This is a genomic window from Pseudomonas sp. AP3_22 TE3818 (genome assembly GCF_053628995.1).
Map to the genome: position 1 here is coordinate 756,791 of NZ_JBRJHL010000001.1, position 23,636 is coordinate 780,426.

Below are 23,636 nucleotides of genomic sequence, written 5' to 3' on the forward strand. Positions count from 1 at the left end.
ATATTATCGGTTGGGGGCTGATCATTAGTTATTTTCTATCGATGCCTGCAAGTTAATGAATTTGTAGGTGTAACATTGATGATCAATACTCCTTCTCAGCCGATAGCCGGCAGTTCAAGACCGACAGAGGAAGGAAGATCGCATGAGCCAAAACAAAACGCTTACCACCGCCAGTGGCGCTCCTGTTGCCGATAACCAGAATTCCCGTTCCGCCGGCCCTCGTGGCCCGCTGCTGCTCGACGACTTTCATCTGATCGAGAAGCTTGCCCACTTCAACCGTGAAAACATCCCTGAGCGCCGCGTGCACGCCAAAGGCTCGGGTGCCTACGGTACGTTCACCGTGACGCGCGATATCACTCAATACACCAGCGCAAAGCTGTTTGAGGCAGTCGGCAAACAAACCCCGACTTTCCTGCGGTTTTCCACCGTGGGTGGTGAGCGTGGTTCGGCCGATACCGAGCGTGATCCGCGCGGCTTTGCCTTGAAGTTTTACACCGAGGAAGGCAACTGGGACATCGTCGGCAACAACACTCCAGTGTTCTTCATTCGCGACCCACTGAAGTTTCCGGACTTTATCCACACCCAGAAGCGTTTGCCGCAAAGCAACCTGAAGAGTGCCCAGGCGATGTGGGACTTCTGGTCGCATTCGCCCGAGGCGCTGCACCAGGTCACTATCCTGTTCTCCGACCGGGGTATCCCTGACGGATACCGCCACATGCACGGCTTTGGTAGCCACACTTACAGCCTTATCAACGCTCAAGGCGAGCGCCACTGGGTGAAGTGGCACTACAAAACCAAACAGGGGATCAAGAACCTTGCTCCTGCCGAGGCGGCGCGCCTGGCAGGTACTGATCCGGATTACGCCCAGCGCGATTTGTTCAATGCCATCGAGCAGGGTGATTTCCCGAAATGGCGCGTGTGCATTCAGATCATGAGCGAGGCTCAGGCGGCAGCGCACTACGAGAACCCCTTTGATGTGACCAAAACCTGGTCGCAGAAAGAGTTTCCACTGATTGAGGTTGGAGAGCTGGAGCTCAATCGCAATCCGCAGAACTACTTCGCGGAAGTCGAGCAGGCGGCGTTCGGTCCCAGCAATATGGTGCCCGGCGTTGGTCTGTCACCGGATCGCATGCTGCAGGGGCGGGTATTCGCTTACGCGGATGCTCACCGCTACCGTGTCGGCACCAACCACCAACAGTTGCCAGTCAACGCTCCGCGCAGTCCGGTCAACACCTATCAGCGCGATGGCTCGATGGCCTTTGGCAGCAATGGCGGTGCGGCGCCAAACTACGAGCCAAACAGCTACGTAGAATCGCCGAAGCAGGCACCTCGTTACGCAGAGCCCGCGTTGGCCCTCAGTGGTAGTGCCGACCGTTATGACCACCGCGAAGACACTGATTACTACAGTCACGCCGGCGCGCTGTTCCGCTTGATGTCTGAAGAGCAGAAATCGCTGCTGGTCAGCAACATCGCGGGTGCGATGGCGGGGGTGTCGAGTGATGTGGTTGATCGCCAGCTGCAACATTTCTACAAGGCCGACCCGGCGTATGGAGAAGCAATCGCAAAGCTGCTCAACGTACAGTTTAACGAAGTCTAAATGAGAAGCAGAACCGCCCTTGTTTGGGCGGTTTTTGCGTTATTTCAGCTGGTTTTCTCAGAATATCTTCGCTTTTATTGCGTCTTGCGAGTGACGATAAGGGCATGTTGGTTCAAACTACAACTTTCAAGCAGGGAGATGTAGGGCGATGCAAGGCCACCCAGATGTGATCGATTACCTCAACACGTTGCTGACCGGCGAACTGGCCGCGCGTGATCAATATTTCGTCCACTCGCGGATGTATGAGGACTGGGGTTTCACCAAGCTCTACGAACGAATCAACCACGAGATGGAAGAGGAAGCAGGGCACGCTGATGCCTTGATGCGCCGGATTCTGATGCTCGAGGGCACTCCGCGCATGCGTCCGGACGATCTTGACGTTGGCACCACGGTGACCGAGATGCTCGAAGCGGATTTGCGCCTGGAATACAAGGTGCGGGCTGCGCTGTGCAAAGGCATCAAGCTCTGCGAGCAGCACAAGGACTATGTCAGCCGCGAAATGCTGCGGGTTCAATTGCACGACACCGAAGAAGATCACACTTACTGGCTCGAAAAGCAGCTGGGTCTGATCAAGTTGATCGGTCTTGAGAACTACCTGCAATCCCACGCCTGATACAGCGAATACAAAAAAGCCCCTGCCACCGATGAAGTGACAGGGGCTTTTTCATGGGACCCGGTTAAGCCCGATCGCGCTCCAGCAGCGGTTTGAGGTAGTAGCCAGTGTGAGACTGCTTCATCTCGGCCACTTCCTCCGGCGTGCCGACGGCGATGATCTGGCCGCCCTTGGAACCACCCTCCGGACCGAGGTCCACCAGCCAGTCGGCGGTCTTGATCACGTCCAGGTTGTGCTCGATGACCACCACGGTGTTGCCGTGGTCGCGCAGGCGATGCAGCACGTCCAGCAGTTGCTGGATATCCGCGAAGTGCAGCCCGGTGGTCGGTTCATCGAGGATGTACAGGGTCTTGCCGGTATCACGCTTGGACAGTTCGCGGGACAGTTTCACCCGCTGCGCCTCACCTCCGGAGAGCGTGGTCGCCGATTGCCCCAGCTTGATGTACGACAGGCCGACGTCCATCAATGTTTGCAGCTTGCGCGCCAGGGCCGGTACGGCATCGAAGAACTCCCGCGCTTCCTCGATGGTCATCTCGAGGGTTTCGTGGATGCTCTTGCCCTTGTACTTGATCTCCAGGGTTTCACGGTTGTAGCGCTTGCTCTTGCACACGTCGCACGGCACGTAGATGTCCGGCAGGAAGTGCATCTCCACCTTGATCAGGCCGTCGCCCTGGCAGGCTTCGCAACGCCCGCCCTTGACGTTGAAGGAGAAGCGCCCCGGGCCGTAGCCACGGGAGCGGGACTCCGGCACGCCGGCGAACAACTCGCGGATCGGCGTGAACAGTCCGGTATAGGTCGCCGGGTTGGAGCGTGGCGTACGGCCGATCGGGCTCTGGTCGATGTCGACGACCTTGTCCAGGTGCTCCAGACCCTTGATGCTGTCGTGGGTGGCCGCCTCAAGCGTCGTTGCGCCGTTCAGCGCGGTGGCGCTCAGCGGAAACAGCGTGTTGTTGATCAGCGTCGATTTACCGGAGCCGGATACGCCGGTCACACAGGTCAGCAGACCGATCGGAATCTCCAGGTCGACATTGCGCAGGTTGTTGCCACGCGCGCCCTTGAGCGACAGCGTCAGCTTCTTGTTGCGCGGCGTACGTTTGGCCGGGACTTCGATTTTCACCCGGCCCGACAGGTATTTGCCCGTCAGCGAGTCCGGATGCGCCATGACCTCGGCCGGTGTGCCTTCGGCGACGATATGCCCGCCATGCACGCCGGCGCCCGGGCCGATGTCCACCACGTAGTCAGCCAGGCGGATCGCGTCTTCGTCGTGCTCGACCACGATCACCGTGTTGCCGATATCGCGCAGATGCTTGAGGGTGCCCAGCAGCCGGTCGTTATCGCGCTGATGCAGGCCGATGGAAGGTTCGTCGAGGATGTACAGGACACCCACCAGGCCGGCGCCAATCTGGCTGGCCAGGCGAATGCGCTGGGCCTCGCCACCGGACAAGGTGTCGGCACTGCGGTCCAGCGACAGATAGTCGAGGCCGACGTTGACCAGGAATTGCAGGCGTTCGCGGATTTCCTTGAGGATCTTGTCGGCAATTTCGCCACGACGACCGGTGAGCTTGAGCCCGCCAAAATAGTCGGACGCATCGCCGATCGGCAGGTTGGTCACCGCCGGCAGGGTTTTCTCGCCGACCCACACGTGCCGCGCCTCACGGCGCAGGCGGGTGCCGCGGCAGTCCGGGCATGACTGGGTACTGAGGAACTTGGCCAGCTCCTCGCGCACCGATGCCGACTCGGTTTCGCGGTAGCGACGCTCCAGGTTCGGCACGATGCCTTCGAAGGGGTGCGAGCGTTTGACGATATCGCCACGGTCGTTCAGGTATTTGAAGTCGACGTTTTGCGAGCCACTGCCGTGCAGGATGAATTTCTGCTGGTCGGCGGGCAGTTCGTTGAACGGCACTTCCAGGCTGAACTTGTAGTGCGCGGCCAGCGAGCCGAGCATCTGGAAGTAATAGACGTTGCGCCGATCCCAGCCACGAATCGCCCCTTCGGCCAGGGTCAGTTCGCCGTTGACCAGGCGCTTGATGTCGAAGAACTGCTTTACCCCCAGACCATCACAGGTCGGGCAGGCGCCGGCCGGGTTGTTGAAAGAGAACAGCTTGGGTTCCAGCTCACTGATCGCGTGGCCGCAGATCGGGCAGGCGAAGCGTGCGGAGAAGATCATCTCCTCGCCCGGCTCGTCGTCCATCGGCGCTACCAGGGCGATGCCGTCCGCCAGTTTCAGCGCGGTTTCGAAGGATTCGGCCAGGCGTTGCTGCAGGTCGGCGCGAACCTTGAAACGGTCGACCACGACATCAATGGTGTGTTTTTTCTGCTTGTCGAGCTTGGGGGCTTCGTCCAGCTCATAGAGCTTTCCGTTGATCCGGGCACGGACGAACCCTTGGGCGCGCAGTTCTTCGAAAACCGACAGGTGCTCGCCTTTGCGCTCGCGGATGACCGGGGCCAACAGCATCAGTTTGCTGCCCTCCGGTTCGGCGAGGACCAGGTCGACCATCTGGCTGACGGTCTGCGCTTCCAGCGGAATGTCGTGGTCCGGGCAACGGGGAATACCCACGCGTGCATACAGCAGGCGCAGGTAATCGTAGATTTCGGTAATGGTGCCGACTGTCGAACGCGGGTTGTGCGAGGTCGACTTCTGTTCGATGGAGATCGCCGGCGACAGGCCTTCGATGGTGTCGACGTCGGGTTTTTCCATCATCGACAGGAACTGCCGGGCATAAGCCGACAGCGATTCGACGTAGCGGCGCTGGCCTTCGGCGTACAAGGTGTCGAACGCCAGGGACGACTTGCCGGAGCCGGACAGGCCGGTGATGACGATCAGCTTGTCCCGTGGCAGGGTCAGGTCGATGTTCTTCAGGTTGTGGGTTCGAGCCCCACGAATCAGGATCTTGTCCAAGGTGGCCTCGCTCGGCGGGCGTCGAAAACGTAGGAGTATACGGCCAAATACTGGATGGATGCACACTATCAAACGAGAGGGTTACTGTCTTACATGAAGAGTGTGTCAGCAATGCGCGTCAAAGCGTCGCGATATACCCCGCCAATCGATGGGACTGGTAGAATCGCCGCCGGTTCACATGAGGTTTTTCCATGCACGATCCCCACAGCGAGCGCATGAGTGGTAGCGAGACCCGCGCGGCAAGCGGTCTGGCCCTGGTGTTCGCCTTCCGTATGCTTGGCATGTTCATGGTGTTGCCGGTACTGGCGACCTATGGGATGGATCTGGCCGGCGCCACACCGGCCCTGATCGGCCTGGCGATTGGCGCTTATGGCCTGACCCAGGCGGTTTTCCAGATTCCGTTCGGTTTCATTTCCGACCGTATCGGCCGTCGCCCGGTGATTTACCTGGGCTTGATCGTCTTTGCCCTCGGCAGTCTGCTGGCCGCCAATGCCGATTCGATCTGGGGCGTGATCGCCGGGCGAATCCTGCAGGGTGCCGGGGCGATTTCCGCCGCGGTCATGGCCTTGCTGTCCGACCTGACCCGCGAGCAGCACCGGACCAAGGCCATGGCCATGATCGGCATGACCATCGGCCTGTCGTTTGCGGTGGCCATGGTCGTCGGCCCGCTGCTGACCCGCGCCTTCGGATTGTCCGGATTGTTCCTTGCCACCGGCGGCATGGCGCTGTTCGGCATCGTGATCGTGATGTTCATGGTGCCGCGCTCCACCGGCCCGTTGCAGCACCGTGAGTCCGGTGTCGCGCGCCAGGCATTGATGCCGACCCTCAAACACCCGGACCTGCTGCGCCTGGACCTGGGCATTTTTGTCTTGCACGCGATGTTGATGTCCAGCTTCGTCGCCTTGCCCCTGGCGCTGGTCGAGAAAGCCGGGCTGCCCAAAGAGCAGCACTGGTGGGTGTACCTGACCGCGCTGCTGATTTCTTTCTTCGCCATGATCCCGTTCATTATCTACGGCGAGAAGAAACGCAAAATGAAACGAGTTTTACTCGGCGCCGTCGTGACGTTGATGCTCACTGAGCTATTCTTCTGGCAGTTCGGCGACAGCTTGCGGTCTCTGGTGATCGGTACGGTGGTGTTCTTCACCGCGTTCAATCTGCTGGAGGCTTCATTGCCGTCGCTGATCAGCAAGGTTTCACCGGCAGGCGGCAAGGGCACGGCGATGGGGGTTTATTCCACCAGCCAGTTCCTCGGCTCGGCACTGGGGGGAATCCTCGGTGGCTGGCTGTTCCAGCATGGCGGTCTGTCGGTTGTGTTCCTCGGATGCGCCGGTCTGGCTGCCCTCTGGCTGGCCTTTGCTGTTACCATGCGCGAACCTCCCTACGTCACAAGCCTGCGCTTGCCGTTGTCGCCCGAGGCGATCCGCGAAGCGGGTCTGGTCGAGCGCCTGAAGGCGGTCGTAGGGGTAACAGATGCAGTCATCGTCGCGGAAGAGGCGGCGATTTACATCAAACTGGACACCGAACTATTGGATCGCACCACCCTTGAGCGCCTGGTGAACAACCCGGCCGGGGCAGCGTGCGTAGCCTAGGAGAACGTTATGGCCCGTGGGGTTAACAAAGTCATATTGGTCGGCACTTGCGGCCAGGATCCCGAAGTTCGCTACTTGCCTAACGGTAATGCCGTGACCAACCTGAGTCTGGCGACCAGCGAACAGTGGACCGACAAGCAAACCGGTCAGAAAGTCGAAAAGACCGAATGGCACCGTGTATCGATGTTCGGCAAGGTTGCAGAAATCGCCGGCGAATACCTGCGTAAAGGTTCGCAGGTGTACATCGAAGGCAAGCTGCAGACCCGCGAGTGGGAAAAAGACGGTATCAAGCGTTACACCACCGAAATCGTGGTCGACATGCAAGGCACCATGCAACTGCTGGGCGGCCGTCCACAGGGCGACCAGCAGGGCCAGGGCGGTGGTAACAACTACCAGCAATCCGCTCCGCGTCAGCAGGCTCCACGTCCTGCTCCGCAACAGCAGCCACAGCGTCCGGCCCCTCAACAGGCCGCACCGCAACCGGCTCCGGATTTCGACAGCTTTGATGACGATATTCCATTCTAAAGCAGCTGTAAGTCTCCAGCTACAAGCAGCAAGCTGACAAAACAAAACCCGCACTTCGGTCTGAAGTGCGGGTTTTTTATGGACAGTGAAATTTAGTTGCAGACTCAGGCCGCGAGGAAATCGCTGGCCGACACCACGCTGGCATAGGCAAACGCCAGGGACGCCATGAACGCCGCATGAACCTGGGCCGCCGGAACCGACACGCCATTGAATTCCAGGTCGCGGGTGGCGCAGGCGTCGTGGATCACGGTCACCGTGTAGCCGAAATCCGCCGCCGCACGGGTAATGCCGTCGACGCACATGTGGCTCATGCTGCCCACGATCACCAGTTCCTTGATGCCTTGCTCGTCGAGGATCGATTTGAGCTCGGTTTCGCGGAACGAGTTGACGAAGTGCTTGAGCACCACCGGTTCGTCGGCGCGGTTGATCACTTTGGGGTGCAGCTTCGCGCCTTCGGAGTTCGGGGTGAAGAACGGCGCCTCTGCGGAGGTGAATTCGTGGCGGATATGTACCACCGGATCACCGGCATCACGGAAGGCCTTGATCAGGCGGACGGCGTTGTCGGCGGCGGCATCGGCGCCGACCAGTGGCCACTTGCCTTGGGGGAAGTAGTCGTTCTGGATATCGACTACGATGAGCGCTTGCTTGGCCATGACTGTTTCCTCGAAGTGTGTTTGGTGTGGAATGAAGTATTGGCGCTGGCAGGCGGTCCGGGGATTGGCCGCACCGACAATAAGAGGGGGAAAACTGACAATGGACGCAGAAAGGGCAATCGCCGAGCTCGGTGTGCTGATCTATCCCGGCGCGCAGATGGCGGCAGTGCATGGCTTGACGGACTTGTTCGGGGTGGCGAACCGGATCGCCGCCGAGCATCAGGCTGCGCAGCTGCCCCTGCTGCGGGTCAGCCATTGGCACGTCGAGGGTGATCAGCCGCCGGTCCGGGTCTTCGACAGCCATCCCGGCCCCGAGCGTACCCTGGTGGCCGTGTTGATCCCGCCATCGATTGCCGGCTTTTCCGAGGCTCAGGCGCCACAGGGCTTGATTCGCTGGTTGCGCGAGCAGCATGCCAACGGCGCGACACTGGGCGGGGTTTGCGTGGGCTCGATCCTGTTGGCTGAAAGCGGTCTGCTCGACGGTCGCAGTGCCACCACCCACTGGACCTCGGCCAAGACCTTTGCCGAACGTTATCCGGCGATACGGCTCAAGGCCGATACACCGATTGTCGATGACGGCGACCTGATTACCACCGCCGGACTGATGGCGTGGTCTGAACTGGGTTTGCGCCTGGTCAACCGCCTGCTGGGACCGAGCATTGCCACCAGTACCGCACGTTTTCTGGTGGTGGAACACAGCGACAGCGCCAGCGAGTGCGGCAGCAATTTTGCGCCGATTCTCAGTCATGGCGATGCGGCGATCCTCAAGGTGCAGCACTGGTTGCAAAGCACCGGGGCGACCGAGGTATCGCTGGCGGCGATGGCCGAAAAGGCAGGACTGGAAGAGCGCACCTTCCTGCGACGCTTCCGCTCGGCCACCGGGCTCAAACCCACCGAATACTGTCAGCATCTGCGAGTCGGCAAGGCCCGGGAAATGCTCGAATTCACCAACGGCACCATCGACCATATTGCCTGGACGGTGGGTTATCAGGACCCCGGCGCGTTTCGCGCGACATTCAAGAAAATCACCGGGCTGGCGCCGAGTGATTATCGGATGCGGTTCGGGGTGACGCCGGGGACTGTAGTGCGGTAAGCCCATCCACAAATCCTCTGTGGGAGCAAGCCCGCTCCCACATGGGGGTTGTGCCAGTCTTGAGTCGTGCAAAATGCCGGAGTATCAACGGGCGTCGTGCAGAATAAAACAGGCCCCATGCCATCACTTTGTACGCAACGGGCTGATTTAAAACCCCTCTTTCCGTAACGGGCCTTGGCCTGATCCCTGCACCCCTTCAACTACATTCATCAAGCGTCGATTGAAGGGGGATGCATGACCCCAACAAACCGCAAGAAACTGGTGGTTGCCCATTCGGTACGCGCCGACGCGCCGCTGCACGAAGTCGAGACCAACCGTGCGCTGGCGCGCTGGCTGGCGCAGATATTGGGGCTCAAGTACGGGGGCAGTTACGATCCGCAATTGCACGACGGTCGCGACCTCTACCTGTTGCCGACCCAGACGCTGGTGGGCGCTGAGGCTGCCCGGCAACTGGGGGTCAAGGGACCGGAGGATTTGTGGGGGGGTTATGTCGACCATGATTTCATCTGCACCAAAGCCATCAGTCATGGGCTGCTCAACCGCCATGCCCATGCGCCGCCAGGCTGGGCTCCTTTGTTTTCTCAGCGGGTACGCAGCGTCGTACTCGACGGTCTCAGCGTGTTCTGCCTGAAGGATGCTCGCCCGGCGGCGGAACATTTGTTGTACACCGGGCCGATACGCCTGAAGCCGATACACGCTTGCGCCGGACGTGGCCAGGAAGTGATCCAGAACCTCGACGAGTTCGATGAAATTCTGGCCAGGCCCGAGGCTGACGCGATCTTCACCGAAGGCGTGGTGCTGGAACAGGATCTTGATCAGGTGATTACCCACAGCGTCGGCCAGAGTTTCATCGGCGACAAGGTGCTGAGTTACTGCGGTGATCAATACTTGACCAAGGACGCCGAGGGCGAGGAGGTGTATGGCGGCTCGAACCTGTTGGTGGTGCAGGGCAGCTATGACGATTTACTGAAGCTGGACCTGGCCGATGACGTGCGGATGGCTATCCAGCAGGCGCAGGTGTTCGACAGCGCCGCGGATGAGGCCTATCCGCGTTTCTATGCGTCACGGCGCAACTACGACATCGCTCAGGGCATCGATAACGACGGCAAGCAGCGCAGCGGTGTGCTCGAACAATCCTGGCGCATGGGCGGTGCCAGCAGTGCCGAGGTGGCGGCCTTGCAGAGTTTCGTCAACGATCCGGGGATGCGCGCGATTCGTGTGTCTTCGGTGGAAACCTACATCGATCAGCCGCTGCCGGCAGATGCCATCGAGGTGTATCGCGGGCCGGCGCAAAGCAGTGACTTTCTTCTCAAGTACGTGACGGTTAAATCCTATGACGGCTAGAAGTGAATCCATTCAGATCGACATCGATGACGAACAGATGAGCGGAACTTTTCTGAGCCCCAAATCGAAAGTGCCCGGCGTACTCTTCGTGCACGGTTGGGGCGGCAGTCAGGAGCGGGACCTGGAGCGCGCCAAAGGCATCGCCGGTTTGGGTTGTGTATGCCTGACCTTCGATCTGCGCGGGCACACCGGCGGTACCGGCATTCCATTGTCCCGGGTGACCCGGGAGGACAATCTGCGCGACCTGCTGGCAGCTTATGACCGCTTGCTCGCGCACCCGGCCCTCGATACGTCAGCGATTGCCGTGGTCGGCACCAGTTATGGGGGTTATCTGGCCTCGATTCTGACTTCGCTGCGGCCGGTGCGCTGGCTGGCGCTGCGGGTGCCGGCGCTGTACCGCGACGAGCAATGGCACACGCCGAAACGCGACCTGGACAAGCTGGATCTGCGTGATTACCGAGGCACTCTGGTGCGGGCCGACAGCAACCGGGCCTTGCATGCCTGCTCGCAATTTCGCGGGGATGTCCTGCTGGTGCAGTCCGAGACCGACGACTATGTGCCCCACGCGACGATCATGAGCTACCGGGCGGCCTGCCAGCAGACGCACTCAATGACCCACCGCATCATCGACGGCGCCGACCACGCCTTGAGCGACCCGGTTTCCCAGCAGGCCTACACCTCGATCCTCGTCGACTGGATCACCGAGATGGTGGTCGGGGAGCGGTTGAGCATTATTCAATCCCAGTGATTTTCGGTGTGCATGCGGACGCCTTCGCGGGCAAGCCCGCTCCCACAGTTGATCGGTGATGAACACATTCTTTGTGAACACCTGCAGACATTGTGGGAGCGGGCTTGCCCGCGAAGGCGTGCGCAAGCACACCCCAAATCATTTGGGCCTCTTGGTAATCCGCAACGACTTGGCCTTGGCCTCCACCAACAGGTACATCACCAAGGCAATCAATAGCGGCAGGATGAAATAAATCGCCCGATAGGCCAGCAGCCCCGCCACCAGGCTACCCCGCGAAACCTCGTGTTGCAGCAGCGCCACGAACACCGCCTCGAGCACGCCGAGCCCGGCCGGGATGTGGGTGATGACCCCGGCGATGGCGCTGATCAACAGCACGCCCAGTACCAGTGGATAGTCCAGTTTGCTCGGCAGCAAGGTGAAGATCACCGCCGCCATCAGCGACCAGTTCAGCGCACCGAGGGCCAGTTGCAGCACTGCCATGCGCAAGGACGGGAGGTCGATTTCGATGCCGCGAATCGCCCACTCCCGACGTTTGGCAAAGCGGCATGCCGCCAGGTAGCCGGCGCTCAGCAGCAACAACAAGACCCCCACGCCTTGCAGCGCACTGCTGCTGAGCTTCCAGCCCGGCGGCATGCGCACCAGCCCGCTGCTGAACACGGCGCCGGCAATGACCATGTAGCCGAACCAATTGGTCGCCAGGCTCAGGCCAAGGATCTTCGCGATGTTGCTCTTGCTGACCCCGAGCCGCGAATACAACCGGTAGCGCATGGCGATGCCGCCGACCCAGGCGCTCAGGTTCAGGTTGAAGGCGTAGCTGATGATCCCCACGGGCAGGATCTGTTTCCAGGTCAGGTTCTGGCGGATGTAGGTGCGGCCGATCAGGTCGAAGCAGGCGTACACCAGAAAGCTCACCAGGGTCAGCCCCGACGCAATGATCAGCGTACGCACCTTGAAATCGGCCAGGTTATCGAACACTTCGCTCCACTCGAGGCGCTGGGCGAGCATCGTGAACAACACGATCAGCATCAGGAAAAACAACATCGTCAGCGGTCGTTTCCAGCGGCTCCAGTGCGACTTGCCCGGGCTTTTGGCGTCAGTTGCCATGTGAGGCTCAGCGCGGTTCATGGTCAGCGCTCCCGGTCGGAGGGGGGATGGGTTTCAGGCGAGGTTTATGCGCTGGCAACCAACCGGCCCAAGCCGGGAAATGCCGCAGGAAGTGAAACACCAGAAAACCTATGGTCATGTGCCAGACACGTCCGCGCGGCGCGATGTCGTGAGACATGGCCTTGCAATGGTTGTCGCTGAGGTCTTCCAGGCGATCGAACAGAACTCGATTGAAGCCGCGGTCGCGGATCAGCACGTTGGCTTCCAGATTCATCGACAGGCTCAACGGGTCGAGGTTGCTGGAGCCGACGGTGCTCCAGTCTTCATCCACCAAGGCGACCTTACCGTGCAACGGGCGGTCGCAATATTCGTAGATTTTCACCCCGGACCTGAGCAGGTAATCGTAGGTCATGCGCGCGGCGAGTTTGGCCACCAGCATGTCCGGTTGCCCTTGCAGGATCAGCCGCACATCCACACCCCGGCGGGCCGCGTTGCGGATATCGCGCAGCAGGCGGAAGCCGGGAAAGAAGTAGGCATTGGCGATCACCACCCGACGCTTGGCCTGGCGCAACACCTGGCGGTAAACCTCTTCAATGTCGCTCGGGTGTTCACCGTTGTCGCGGTACACCAGACGCACCTGGCCATCGTGATCGCTCAAGGCCAGTTCCGAGCGCCGCTGCCGACGGCGTTGCCACCAGTATTTGGCGTGCGCCGGGCGACCGCATTGCAGCAGAGCGAAGTGATGGATGTCGGCCACCGCCGGGCCTTGCACCTCCACCGAATAGTCCTGCTTGGCCTCGGGACCGAAGTCGGCAAGGTGATCGGCAGAAAAGTTGATCCCGCCGATGAAGGCAATGCTGCCGTCCACCACCACTATCTTGCGGTGCAGGCGCCGGAACCAGTTGGTGCGGATGCCCAGGCGTTTCGGCGCAGGGTCGAACATTTGCAGGTGCACGCCGGCCGCGGTCAGGGCGGTAAGGAACCCGGTACTCAATTCGCCACAGCCAAAGCCGTCGAGGCTGACGGTGGTGCGTACACCGCGCTGGGCAGCTTCGATCAGGATTTGCTGCAGTTCATTACCAACCTTGTCCTCGAACAGAATGAAGGTTTCCAGCAGGATTTCACGTTCAGCCTGGCGAAGGGCGTCAAATACCCGGGGAAAATACGCTTCGCCATTTTCCAGCAACTCGACGCGATTGCTGCCTTGCCACCCGTATTCGACGTCGACCGCTGTCGGCTCGCGAATCGGCGGAGCGGGGATGTGATCCAGCGTGGTTTTTTCCATCGACTGGCTGCTCATAACTCGATCTCCACCGACAGCGGAACGTGGTCGGAAAGGTGCGACCAGGGTCGACTGGTCAGCACTTGCGGATGGCTGACCTTGAGGTTGCGCACGTAGATGCGGTCCAGGCGCAATGCCGGCAGGCGCGCGGGGAAACTGCGCGCCGGCTTGCCGTGGTGCGCGGCGAAGGCTTCGCGCAGACCGCAGGGTTTGAGCAACGCATCGGCGCGCTGACGCCAGTCATTGAAGTCCCCGGCGACGATCACCGGGGCATCGGCGGGCAGGGCGTCCAGACGCTGGGCGAGCAGCTTCAGTTGCGCCGTGCGGTGACTTTCGCGCAGCCCCAGGTGCACGCAAATGGCATGCACTTCCTGGCCGTCGCCGGGCAGGCGCAACACACAATGCAGGATCCCGCGGTTCTCGTGGCCGCTGATGGACACGTCGAGATTGTCGTGGCGGATGATCTGGAATTTCGACAACAGCGCGTTGCCGTGATCACCCGCCGGATACACCGCATTGCGGCCATAGGCGAACTGCGGCCACAGGGTGTCGGCGAGGAACTCGTATTGCGGAATCGCCGGCCAGTTGGTGTAGCGCTTGGGGTGGTGCTCGTGGGTGCCGTGGACTTCCTGCAAAAACACCACATCGGCAGACACGCTGCGCACCGCCTCACGCAGTTCCGGCAGGATGAAACGCCGGTTGAGCGCGGTGAAACCTTTATGGGTGTTGACCGTCAGCACCGTGAAACGGCTAACGGTCGTATTGATGGGTGTCTGTTCGTCGGTGACACCGACCGGCTCGGGAATGCTCATGGCAATACACCCTCGGCGGCAGGCTCGCCGGGGACGGTGGCGAGGTTTTTATCCAGATGCAGACGCTCCAGCAAATGGCGTGCGTCGAAGGGGGCACGGACTTTGATGTCATTATCGAAATAACAGAACACTTCCCGGGATGTGCACGTCTTTGGCTTCTGCCGGGGCGCGATCAATTGTGGATCAGTCGGTTGTTGGCCGTGATGCCAGGCTTCGATTCGTTCGCCCCAGCGTTTCAGTGCCTGTGGGGTGTAACCGCTGGCGTAGAGCGCCTCGGCACCATGCAGGCGCAGGTAGACGAAGTCGCTGGTGATGTCTTCGCGGTACGGCCATTTGCCTGCGGTGTCGGCGATGACCAGCGCCGTGTTGTAGCGCTTGAGCAAGCGAACGAACAGCGGATCGACAAAGCTTTCATGGCGGATTTCCACGGCATGACGCAAGGGTTGCTTTTTGTAGGCCTTGAGGCTGGCGTGGCCGTTGACGTGAGCATCGTGCTGGCGGGCGAGGGCGGCAGCCTGTTGGGTATCATGGGGCAGTTGATCGAGAAAGGACTCGAACAACTCGGCATCGAATTTGAAACTGGGCGGGAATTGCCAGAGGATCGGGCCGAGTTTTTCCTTCAGTTCCAGAACCCCGGAAGCAAAGAAGTTCGCCAGCGGCTTGTGGATATCCCGCAGACGCTTGATATGGGTGATGAAGCGTGGGGCCTTGACGCTGAAAACGAAGTCGAACGGGGTTTCGCCGTACCATTGAGCGTAACGTTCGGGCCGCTGCAGGGCATAGAACGATCCATTGATTTCGATGCTGTTGACCGCCCGCGAGGCGAACTGTAATTCGCGCTTCTGGGTCAGGCCCGGGGGGTAGAAATCTCCCCGCCAGGGCGTGTAGCGCCAGCCTGAAATACCGATATGAATCGCCGCCATGTCGCCTCCGGTCTGCGCCCTGTCTTTGGGTGACTGCGCGGTGGCGGTGAAAGTTTCGGCGCCGGTACGGACGGTAGAGGTCTTGAGTGCACCTCTACCCAGGGTTTATCAGTGGCCAGCGATAACGCGCGCGGAGCCCTCAGCCGGCTCGGCGTACACCGGGCCAAGGCGGTCAAGACGCCCGCTCCACGCCGTCAATGCCAGCGCCACCAGCACCACCAGGCCACCGATCCACGCGGTGTGGATCAACCCCAGGTGGGCGACGATCAGGCCACCGCCCCAGGCGCCACCGGCAATGCCGAGGTTGAACGCGGCGATGTTCAGGCCGGATGCCACGTCCACGGCATGGGGCGTGTGATGTTCGGCCTGGCGCACTACGTACACCTGCAATCCCGGCACGTTGCCGAATGCCACGGCGCCCCAGACCAATACGGTAGCCAGCGCCAGCCAGGGATTGCCGGCCGTGAAGGTCAGCGCGAACAACACGGCGGCGAGCAGGGCAAAAATGATTTTCAGGGCGCTGATCGGACCGCGTTTGTCCGCCAGTTTGCCGCCCCAGATGTTGCCGACGGCCACGGAGATGCCGTAGACCAGCAACACCAGGCTGACGGCGCTGGCACTGAAGCCGGAGAGGTCCTGAAGTATTGGCGCGAGGAAGGTAAAGGCGGTGAACGTGCCGCCGTAGCCGATGGCCGTCATCGCATATACCAGCAACAGGCGAGGTTGCTTGAGCACCTGCAATTGCTGCAGGAACGACGCGGGTTTGCTGTGGGCGATATGTTTCGGCACGTAGATCAGGCTGCCGATGAAGGCGATGACGCCCAGTGTCGAAACGGCGAGGAAGGTTTCGCGCCAGCCGAAATGCTGGCCGATGAATGTCCCCAGCGGCACGCCGGTAACCAGCGCCACGGTAAGGCCGGTGAACATGATGGCAATCGCGCTGGCGGCTTTTTCCTTCGGCACTAGACTGGTGGCGATGGTCGAACCGATCGAGAAAAACACCCCGTGGGCCAGGCCGGTGACGATCCGTGCGAGGATCAGCGACTCGTAGCCTGGCGCTTGCCATGCCAGCAGGTTGCCGAGGGTGAACAGCACCATCAGCGACAACAGCAGCAATTTGCGCGGAACCTTGCCGGTGAGGGCGGTCAGCACCGGGGCGCCGACGGCAACGCCAAGGGCATACAGGCTGACCAGCAGGCCGGCGGACGGCAGGCTGACGCCGAGGTCGGCGCCAATGGTGGGTAACAGGCCAACGATGACGAACTCGGTCGTCCCGATGGCGAAGGCGCTGAGGGTCAGCGCGAGCAAGGCAATGGGCATAGCTGCAACTCCGGAGGATGATTCGATGGAGCGCAGTGTCGGGGTTCAGGTTGTGCAGAAAAATACAGGGACGAGCATTTGATATTTGCGTGCAGATCAAATATCGCGAAGGCGAGTGCATACTTGTGGCGAGGGGGCTTGTCGGATCGCCGCATCGCCCCGCTCGGCTGCGCAGCAGTCGTAAATCCCTGGAATGCGGTGTGTCAGATGAATCCGAACGGTAGGTTTTGGGGGCGCTTCGCACCCCAACGGGGGCGAGCCCCCTCGCCACAAATGGCGTCGCTGTCCTGCTATCCACTAGCAATGCCCGAACTTGCCCGGCATTTTTCGATCAGTTCCTTACCGACACAGCCAAAGGAGCGGGTGTTTTGATCAGGCTCAAGACCGCGATACTGCTGGGGGCGTTGCTGTTTGTGGGCAGCGAGCAACTGGAAGCCGCCGCGATACCGGGGCTGCCGGCCGCCGCGACCGCTGCGACGCCGCTGGCGCACCCCGAACCGCTGGTGCAAGGCGGATTACTGGGAGCCATCAGTTCAAGCATCGACGAGGTCCAGACCAAGCTTGACCTCAACGAAAACCTGCTCGACGCCTGGCGCCTGCGTGCCGACCGCGCGGTCGATGAAGTGGATCAACTGGTCAATCAGCCTTCGGCCCGCTCGCCCTGGAGCGTCGCCGGCGATTTCCTGATACTGACCTGCGTGTGGGCCGCCGTGTTTGCCTGTCTTTGGCTGCTTGGGCGATTGTTGGCCAAACGCCTGTGCGAGCATCGCCTGCTGCTCAGCCGCGAACGCGGCCAGGCCCTGCTCGGTTATGTATTGCCCTATACCCTTCCGGCGGTGGCCAGCCTGCCCCTGACGATTTATGCCAGCCAGTTTTTGCCGATATCCCCTGGTCGGGCGCTTGCGTTGTGCCTGGCTTATGCCACCAGCGCGGGGATATTTTCCGCGTCATTGGTGCTGTCGCTGGTGGTGGTGTTCAATGCCGGCCACAAGCGCCGGGCGGTGCAGATTCTCCGCGAGAAAAGTGCCCGGCCGTTGTTCGGCATCGGTTTTCTGGTGGCCTTGAGCGATGCCCTGACCAGTCCGCAAATCGCCCATCAACTGGGCAGCAATCTCACCAGCAGCATTGCCGTGTTCACTGGCTTGGCGGCATCGATTTCCTTCGGCTTGCTGGTGATCCGCATGCGCCGCCCGGTCGCTCACGTGATCCGCATCCTGCCGCTGGCCCAGCGCCAAAGTCAGCCGGCATTGCGTGAAACCCTGCGGATATTTTCCGGGCTCTGGTATTGGCCGATCCTGTTGATGGTGCTGGTCTCGATCATCAACCTGATCGGCGTTGGCGCGGACAACCAGAGGGTATTGCGCAGCGCCTTGTTCACCACGGTATTGCTGATTGCCACGGTGTTTCTCAGCACCACGCTGCACCATCTGTTCAAGGCGCGCAGCGAAGCGGACCTGCGCCGCAGCAGCGCCTACAAGGAGCGTTTTCTCAACTTGTCCCACGCCTTGCTGCGCATCGGCATGGCCATCGTGTTCATCGATATCCTTGGACGGATCTGGGGCGTGTCGCTGTTCGAATTCGCGGTGAGCAATGCCGTGGGCCGGGCGATCAGTGATTCCCTGAGCCACATCGGTTTGATCCTGCTGGTGACCTGGATGGTCTGGGTGGTGCTCGACACGGCGATTCAGGAAGCCCTGAAACCGCCGACCAACAAGCGCTCGGCGCGCCAGCCGAGTACGCGGGTGAAAACCATCCTGCCGCTGCTGCGCAACGCGATCAAAATCATCCTGGTGGTGATCTGCGCGATCACCACCATGGCCAACCTGGGGATCAACGTCGCACCATTCCTGGCCGGTGCCGGGGTCATCGGCCTGGCAATCGGTTTCGGTTCCCAGCAATTGGTGCAGGATGTGATCACCGGGCTGTTCATCATCATCGAGGACACCCTGTCCATCGGTGATTGGGTGGTGCTTGATTCCGGGCATGCCGGCACGGTCGAAGGCCTGACCATCCGCACCTTGCGCCTGCGCGACGGCAAGGGCTTCGTGCACTCGGTACCGTTCGGGCAGATCAAGGCCGTAACCAACCAGTCGCGCCAATTCGCCTATGCGTTTTTCTCGGTGCAGTTCACCTACGACACCGACGTCGACAAGGCCATCGAACTGATCCGCGAGGCCGGGCATTCCATCAGCAACGACCCGTTCCTGCGCTACAACCTGCAAGGGCCGCTGGATGTGTTTGGCGTCGACAGGATGGACCTCAACGGTGTGGTGCTGACGGCGCAATTCCGCACGGTGTCCGGTGGCCAATATGCGGTGAGCCGGGCCTTTAACCAGCGATTGAAAAAGCTTGTGGATAACTGCCCGTGGGTGAACTTCGCGCAAACTTATCCACAGCAGGCGCTGGTGCCGCGGCATCCGGTCGAAGCGCCACCGGAGGCTGAGCCGGAGCATGCGGCGGTGTTGATGCCGGATCGGCCGCGGTCTCAATGACAACACCCCTGTAGGAGCTGGCTTGCCAGCGAAGGCGGATGGTCAGGCTACATTGATGTTGAACCTGATGGCCTCATCGCTGGCAAGCCAGCTCCTACAGATGAATGTGTTGAATCAGTTTTTTATGTATTTCAGCCCCCGACTGTTGATCCAGTTCCATCCAGATTTGCTGCTTGCCGGCAATCTCGGCAGCAACCGGCACACCATCGCGATACACCAGCCGATTGCTCGCCAGCGCCGGGACTTTCGCACCCGGTAATAGCGTGCCGGCGAGGTTCAGCGGATCGACCCCACACACCGCGACCAAACTCCCGTCATGGGGCCGACGTCGCACTTCGCGCAACAATGGAATCGCCTCGGGCAGGGCGAACTGCTCGCCGGCCAATCCACTGACAAACCGTCCCCCACGAATCTCGCCGCGTGCCTCCAGGCGATGGAAGGTGCGCAGCAGTTCGCGCCAGCTCGGCAGCCAGTCCGCCTCACGTTCCAGCAAGCGCCAGAACACCACGCCGTAACGACGCAGCAAGGTCATGGCGATGTGTTCCAGGGTATCGACGGGCGTCGGCGTTGGACGCTGGTTTTCCACCACAGGTGCCGTTGGCGCACGTCGTAACAAGGCCCAGCGCCCGGCGTCATCCATGCCGCCGATGAATGCGCCGCGTCCACGCCGACTGTTGCGCGGCTGGCGCTTGCTGGCCGGGGTGATCAGTGCGCGCAAACCGGCAAAGCTGTCGGCGTTCACCAGCCCCGCGCCCACCAGTTCCTGCAGGGCGATTTCCAGTTCCGAACGCAACAAGTGCGCCTCATGGATCAGTTCATCGAAAAACAGTGCGCCGTGCTGGCTGAGGGCGGCGTGGACCTTTTGCGTTTTCGGCGACAGTTCGCTCACTGGTGTCTGTTCGGTCAAGCCGCTCCAGAGGCCGACCCGATTGCGCGGCAGCAACACAATCGGTGTGCTGCGCAGCGCGGTGCCGGCGCTTTTGTTGTGCGCAGTCAGGCGCGTCCACACCAGTCTGCCGCTGCGGCACAACTCATCCAGCCAGGTCGCCGAGTAGTCCTTGATCCGTGTGGGCAGGATGTCGCTGTCCCAGGCGGAAGCGGCGGCGGGGTAGCCTTCGAATTGCCCGACGATGGCGGGCAACACCGCCGCGCCCTGGCCCTGGCTTGCGCTCGATACATGCTGCCAATCGAACAGGAATCGCATGAAATCCTGCAACGCCACCGGTTCGATTTCCCGGCGCAGGCGCTTGACCGTATAGCGGTGAATCCGCGCCAGCAAATGCCGCTCGCACCATTGCTCTTCAGCGATGCCCGGGGTGAAGCGACCGCGCAGTACGTAGCCATCGCGTTCCAGTTGCGCCAGGGACTGGGTCACTTGTGCTGCGGGCAAGCCGAGTGGTTCGGCAATGCGCTCGAGGGTAAGCGGGCCGAAGGCGCTGAGCCGTGCGCGGATCAGTTCGAGGACGGCTTCGTCGGGTGCCCAGGTTTCATCGAAGTCCGGCAGCGCTTGCAGCGGTGGCGTCAATTCGGCCTGTGGATAAATGGCCCGCAGGCAGGTCAGGCGCTCCAGCGCCAGCCACAGCGATTGCCCGGCGTTGATCTGTAAACGGCTCGCGCGTCCGCTGTCGGCCAGGGTCTTGAGCCAATCGAGCCATTGCGGATTGGCGCCGGCCTCGGCATCGGTGATGCACGCCAGGCTCATCAAGGCCTCGTGCATTTCATCGACACTGCAAGGCACCGGCCAGGCTTCGTCGCGCACGGCGGCAATCGCCTCGGCGTCCAGTGCACCGAGGTCGTCGGTGGATTGCGGATCGCTCCAGCGCCGATTGAGTACCGCTTGGGTGCGGCGCTCTTCAAGCGGTGCATCGTCGAGAAAGGTGTAGGGGCGGGCGCTGAGAATCTCCGCCGCCAGCGGCGAGGGCGCCGGCAAGTCGCGGCTGATCAGGCGAATGTCACCGCGTTCCATGCGCCGCAACAAGGCCAGCCAGCCTTCAGTGTCCATGGCTTCGTGCAGGCAATCGTCGAGGGTCTGTTCCACCAGCGGATGGTCGGGAATCTCCCGTTCGCCGGCGAGGTTTTCCACGCAGGCAATCTGATCGGGAAACACGCTGGCGATCAGGTCTTCGCTTTTCATCCGCTGGATCTGCGGCGGGACTTTGCGCCCGCCGCTGTAGCGCGGTAGCGCCAGGGCCACGCCGGCATTCCAGCGCCAGCGCACGCCAAACAACGGCGCGTCGAGCACGGCCTGGATCAGGATGTGCTCGGCGCTGTTGCTGTGCAGGTAGCGCCAGACATCGTCCAGTTCAAAACTGTGGCTGGTGGACAGCGACAACACGATGGCGTCTTCGCTGGCGGCGGCTTGCAGTTCGAAGTTGAAGGTGCGACAGAAGCGCTTGCGCAGGGCCAGGCCCCAGGCGCGGTTGATGCGGCTGCCGAACGGCGTATGAATGACCAGTTGGGTGCCGCCGGACTCATCGAAAAAACGCTCCAACAGCAGCGTGTCTTGCGAGGGCAGGGCACCGAGCGTCTGTCGTGCGCGGGCCAGGTAGTCCACCAGTTGTTCGGCGCTGGCGAGGTTCAGGCCCAGGGTCTCGGTCAGCCAGTCAAGCGCTGGCTGCAAGTTGCCTGGCGCGGCACCCAACAGGTCGTCGAGTTTTGCCTGCAGGCGCGCCACTGCCGAGGACAATTCGGCGCTGCGCCCCGGCGCTTCACCGAGCCAGAACGGAATGGTCGGCGGCTGACCCTGGGCATCCTCGACCCGCACCTTGCCGGTTTCCACCCGCAGGATTCGATAGGACGTATTGCCCAGCTGGAAGATATCCCCGGCGATGCTTTCCACCGCGAAGTCTTCGTTGATGGTGCCGATGTTCAGCCCTTGAGGCTCCAGCAGCACGGCGTAGTCGGCGTTGTCCGGAATGGTCCCGCCACTGGTCACTGCGGTCAGTTTTGCGCCACGGCGACCGCGCAGGGTGCGGCTCACGGCGTCGCGGTGCAGGTAGGCGCTGCGCAGGCCCTGACGCCCGTTGTAGCCCTCGGCGAGCATGTGCAGCAGCGCCTGATAGTGTTTGTCGTCGAGTCCGGCGTAGGGCGAGGCGCGGCGCAGCATCTCCAGCAGCGCTTGCTCAGGCCACTCCTGGCAACTGACTTCGGCGATGATCTGCTGCGCCAGCACATCCAGCGGCGCCTGCGGGATCAACAAGGTATCGAGTTCGCCCCGGCGCACGCAGTCGAGCAGCGCGGCGCATTCGATCAGGTCGTCGCGGGTGGTGGCGAACAAGCGACCCTTGGGCGTGCCGCCGACCTGGTGCCCGGAACGGCCGACCCGTTGCAGAAACCCGGCAATCGAACGCGGCGAGGCGATCTGGCACACCAGGTCGACGTCGCCGATGTCGATCCCCAGTTCCAGCGATGCCGTGGCGATCAGCACTTGCAGGTCGCCGCGCTTGAGCCGCTGCTCGGCGTCCAGGCGAAACTCCTTGGCCAGGCTGCCGTGGTGGGCCGCTACGGCGTCCTTGCCCAGGCGTTCGCTCAGGTGACGGCTCAGGCGTTCGGCCAAACGCCGGGTGTTGACGAAAATCAGCGTGGTCCGGTGTTCTCGGGCAAGGGCGGCGAGGCGGTCGTAGACCAGCTCCCAGACATCATTGGCCATCACGGCCGACAGCGGCACGGGCGGCACTTCGATGTCCAGGTCGCGGGGGCGGGCGTGGCCGATGTCGACGATCTCGCACGGGCGGTCGCGACCGACCAGGAAACGCGACACGGCTTCGATGGGTTTTTGCGTGGCCGACAGACCGATGCGCAGCAGCGGCTCGGGGCAGAGTGCCTGCAGGCGTTCAAGGCTCAGGGCCAGATGACTGCCACGTTTGCTGGCGGCCATGGCATGGATTTCGTCGATGATCACCGTTTGAGTGGTGCCGAGCATCTGCCGACCGGAGTCGGAACCGAGCAGCACGTACAGGGATTCCGGTGTGGTCACCAGAATGTGCGGCGCCGTCTTGCGCATCGCCGAGCGGTCTTTTTGCGGTGTATCGCCAGTGCGCACGGCGGTGCTGATCTGCAGTTCGGGCAGCCCCATCACACGCAATTGCTCGGTAATGCCGGCCAACGGGTTTTGCAGGTTGATCCGGATGTCGTTGGACAGCGCCTTGAGCGGCGAGACGTAGACCACCAGGGTTGCATCGGGCAAGCCTTCGGGGCTTTCCAGGCCGCGGTGCACCAGGTCGTCGATGACCGCGAGAAACGCGGTGAGGGTCTTGCCGGAGCCGGTGGGCGCGGCGACCAGGGTCGAGCGCCGCTGGCGGATCAACGGCCACGCCCGGGCCTGGGCGGCGGTGACCGCTGCGAACGTGTGGCTGAACCAGGCGCTGACGGCGGGGTGGAAGCCGCTCAGGGCACTGTCTGCGGGGATAGGCAGGTTCATGCAGCAAGTTATGCGGGCGGGGGGCGCAAGATGCAAGTACCGCTCGGGGATCTCTGTTGACTGACAGGGCCCCATCGCGAGCAAGCTCGCTCCCACAATGGTTTTGTGAACACCGCCCCCCTGTGGGAGCGAGCTTGCTCGCGATGAGGCCAGTGGCAGCACCACAAATCCCGGACATCTACACTTTACGGATGACGGTTGCGCACTAAACCCGCAAAATGC

General features: G+C 61.7%; 16 protein-coding genes. 8 read left to right on the forward strand and 8 right to left on the reverse strand.

Translation table 11 applies throughout. The features are described 5' to 3' along the window. The first annotated feature begins 142 nt into the window (after nt 1-142). Both AB7M25_RS03630 and bfr read left to right on the forward strand, forming a co-directional pair. Nucleotides 143-1,597 carry a catalase gene (locus AB7M25_RS03630; RefSeq protein ID WP_429518454.1) on the forward strand — a complete coding sequence of 485 codons (1,455 nt, stop codon included), beginning with the start codon at nt 143-145 and terminating at the stop codon, nt 1,595-1,597. Between the two features lie 148 nt (nt 1,598-1,745). Then, nucleotides 1,746-2,210, forward strand: coding sequence for a bacterioferritin (bfr, locus tag AB7M25_RS03635; RefSeq protein WP_007970123.1), 465 nt, complete (start codon nt 1,746-1,748; stop codon nt 2,208-2,210). 64 nt (nt 2,211-2,274) lie between these two features. On the opposite strand, the gene uvrA is transcribed toward bfr, so the two are convergent. Next, nucleotides 2,275-5,109 carry an excinuclease ABC subunit UvrA gene (uvrA, locus tag AB7M25_RS03640; RefSeq protein WP_429518456.1) on the reverse strand — a complete coding sequence of 945 codons (2,835 nt, stop codon included), beginning with the start codon at nt 5,107-5,109 and terminating at the stop codon, nt 2,275-2,277. A gap of 191 nt (nt 5,110-5,300) precedes the next feature. Here uvrA and AB7M25_RS03645 point away from each other — a divergent pair, with 191 nt between their 5' ends. Both AB7M25_RS03645 and AB7M25_RS03650 read left to right on the forward strand, forming a co-directional pair. Further along, nucleotides 5,301-6,698 (forward strand): MFS transporter, encoded by a 1,398-nt coding sequence (locus tag AB7M25_RS03645; protein WP_104451276.1) that lies wholly within the window; start codon nt 5,301-5,303, stop codon nt 6,696-6,698. A gap of 9 nt (nt 6,699-6,707) precedes the next feature. Then, nucleotides 6,708-7,223: a single-stranded DNA-binding protein gene (locus AB7M25_RS03650; protein WP_007970128.1), complete on the forward strand. Its 516-nt coding sequence runs from the start codon at nt 6,708-6,710 to the stop codon at nt 7,221-7,223. Between the two features lie 104 nt (nt 7,224-7,327). Here AB7M25_RS03650 and AB7M25_RS03655 read toward each other — a convergent pair whose 3' ends face one another. Beyond that, complete coding sequence (locus tag AB7M25_RS03655) at nt 7,328-7,876, reverse strand: cysteine hydrolase family protein (RefSeq protein ID WP_429384005.1); 549 nt, start codon at nt 7,874-7,876, stop codon at nt 7,328-7,330. 100 nt (nt 7,877-7,976) lie between these two features. On the opposite strand from AB7M25_RS03655, the gene AB7M25_RS03660 reads away from it, so the two are divergent. The 3 genes from AB7M25_RS03660 to AB7M25_RS03670 all read left to right on the forward strand — a co-directional run bounded on the left by AB7M25_RS03660 (nt 7,977) and on the right by AB7M25_RS03670 (nt 11,061). Next, nucleotides 7,977-8,969, forward strand: a complete 993-nt coding sequence (locus tag AB7M25_RS03660) for a GlxA family transcriptional regulator (RefSeq protein WP_429384003.1) — start codon at nt 7,977-7,979, stop codon at nt 8,967-8,969. 234 nt (nt 8,970-9,203) lie between these two features. Beyond that, on the forward strand, nt 9,204-10,313 hold the full coding sequence (locus AB7M25_RS03665) for a DUF3182 family protein (protein WP_429384001.1): 1,110 nt from the start codon (nt 9,204-9,206) through the stop codon (nt 10,311-10,313). After that, on the forward strand, nt 10,303-11,061 hold the full coding sequence (locus AB7M25_RS03670; RefSeq protein ID WP_429391792.1) for an alpha/beta hydrolase family protein: 759 nt from the start codon (nt 10,303-10,305) through the stop codon (nt 11,059-11,061). The genes AB7M25_RS03665 and AB7M25_RS03670 overlap by 11 nt, the downstream gene beginning before the upstream one ends. Nucleotides 11,062-11,199: 138 nt before the next feature. On the opposite strand, the gene AB7M25_RS03675 is transcribed toward AB7M25_RS03670, so the two are convergent. The 5 genes from AB7M25_RS03675 to AB7M25_RS03695 all read right to left on the reverse strand — a co-directional run bounded on the left by AB7M25_RS03675 (nt 11,200) and on the right by AB7M25_RS03695 (nt 16,502). Next, the gene (locus tag AB7M25_RS03675) at nt 11,200-12,186 is read right to left on the reverse strand and encodes a lysylphosphatidylglycerol synthase domain-containing protein (protein WP_429518460.1); all 987 of its coding nucleotides are present in this window, start codon (nt 12,184-12,186) and stop codon (nt 11,200-11,202) included. After that, the gene (clsB, locus tag AB7M25_RS03680; protein ID WP_429383996.1) at nt 12,173-13,465 is read right to left on the reverse strand and encodes a cardiolipin synthase ClsB; all 1,293 of its coding nucleotides are present in this window, start codon (nt 13,463-13,465) and stop codon (nt 12,173-12,175) included. The genes AB7M25_RS03675 and clsB overlap by 14 nt, the downstream gene beginning before the upstream one ends. Further along, nucleotides 13,462-14,259 (reverse strand): endonuclease/exonuclease/phosphatase family protein, encoded by a 798-nt coding sequence (locus tag AB7M25_RS03685; protein WP_429383994.1) that lies wholly within the window; start codon nt 14,257-14,259, stop codon nt 13,462-13,464. The genes clsB and AB7M25_RS03685 overlap by 4 nt, the downstream gene beginning before the upstream one ends. Then, nucleotides 14,256-15,182 carry a DUF72 domain-containing protein gene (locus AB7M25_RS03690; protein ID WP_454236980.1) on the reverse strand — a complete coding sequence of 309 codons (927 nt, stop codon included), beginning with the start codon at nt 15,180-15,182 and terminating at the stop codon, nt 14,256-14,258. Before AB7M25_RS03690 ends, AB7M25_RS03685 begins: the two co-directional genes overlap by 4 nt. A gap of 108 nt (nt 15,183-15,290) precedes the next feature. After that, the gene (locus tag AB7M25_RS03695) at nt 15,291-16,502 is read right to left on the reverse strand and encodes an MFS transporter (RefSeq protein WP_429383990.1); all 1,212 of its coding nucleotides are present in this window, start codon (nt 16,500-16,502) and stop codon (nt 15,291-15,293) included. A gap of 368 nt (nt 16,503-16,870) precedes the next feature. Here AB7M25_RS03695 and AB7M25_RS03700 point away from each other — a divergent pair, with 368 nt between their 5' ends. Then, nucleotides 16,871-18,994 carry a mechanosensitive ion channel family protein gene (locus AB7M25_RS03700; protein WP_429383988.1) on the forward strand — a complete coding sequence of 708 codons (2,124 nt, stop codon included), beginning with the start codon at nt 16,871-16,873 and terminating at the stop codon, nt 18,992-18,994. 94 nt (nt 18,995-19,088) lie between these two features. Here AB7M25_RS03700 and AB7M25_RS03705 read toward each other — a convergent pair whose 3' ends face one another. Continuing rightward, nucleotides 19,089-23,414, reverse strand: a complete 4,326-nt coding sequence (locus AB7M25_RS03705; RefSeq protein WP_454236981.1) for a DNA glycosylase AlkZ-like family protein — start codon at nt 23,412-23,414, stop codon at nt 19,089-19,091. Nucleotides 23,415-23,636 lie beyond the last annotated feature (222 nt).

What these genes read in the sequence shown, in the direction of transcription:
- bfr (WP_007970123.1), top strand. Translation starts at nt 1,746, where the DNA reads ATGCAAGGCCACCCAGATGTGATCGATTACCTCAACACGTTGCTGACC.
- AB7M25_RS03685 (WP_429383994.1), bottom strand. Translation starts at nt 14,259, where the DNA reads ATGAGCATTCCCGAGCCGGTCGGTGTCACCGACGAACAGACACCCATC.
- AB7M25_RS03690 (WP_454236980.1), bottom strand. Translation starts at nt 15,182, where the DNA reads ATGGCGGCGATTCATATCGGTATTTCAGGCTGGCGCTACACGCCCTGG.
- AB7M25_RS03675 (WP_429518460.1), bottom strand. Translation starts at nt 12,186, where the DNA reads ATGAACCGCGCTGAGCCTCACATGGCAACTGACGCCAAAAGCCCGGGC.
- AB7M25_RS03645 (WP_104451276.1), top strand. Translation starts at nt 5,301, where the DNA reads ATGCACGATCCCCACAGCGAGCGCATGAGTGGTAGCGAGACCCGCGCG.
- AB7M25_RS03660 (WP_429384003.1), top strand. Translation starts at nt 7,977, where the DNA reads ATGGACGCAGAAAGGGCAATCGCCGAGCTCGGTGTGCTGATCTATCCC.
- AB7M25_RS03670 (WP_429391792.1), top strand. Translation starts at nt 10,303, where the DNA reads ATGACGGCTAGAAGTGAATCCATTCAGATCGACATCGATGACGAACAG.
- AB7M25_RS03705 (WP_454236981.1), bottom strand. Translation starts at nt 23,414, where the DNA reads ATGAACCTGCCTATCCCCGCAGACAGTGCCCTGAGCGGCTTCCACCCC.
- AB7M25_RS03665 (WP_429384001.1), top strand. Translation starts at nt 9,204, where the DNA reads ATGACCCCAACAAACCGCAAGAAACTGGTGGTTGCCCATTCGGTACGC.
- AB7M25_RS03695 (WP_429383990.1), bottom strand. Translation starts at nt 16,502, where the DNA reads ATGCCCATTGCCTTGCTCGCGCTGACCCTCAGCGCCTTCGCCATCGGG.
- AB7M25_RS03650 (WP_007970128.1), top strand. Translation starts at nt 6,708, where the DNA reads ATGGCCCGTGGGGTTAACAAAGTCATATTGGTCGGCACTTGCGGCCAG.
- AB7M25_RS03655 (WP_429384005.1), bottom strand. Translation starts at nt 7,876, where the DNA reads ATGGCCAAGCAAGCGCTCATCGTAGTCGATATCCAGAACGACTACTTC.
- clsB (WP_429383996.1), bottom strand. Translation starts at nt 13,465, where the DNA reads ATGAGCAGCCAGTCGATGGAAAAAACCACGCTGGATCACATCCCCGCT.
- AB7M25_RS03630 (WP_429518454.1), top strand. Translation starts at nt 143, where the DNA reads ATGAGCCAAAACAAAACGCTTACCACCGCCAGTGGCGCTCCTGTTGCC.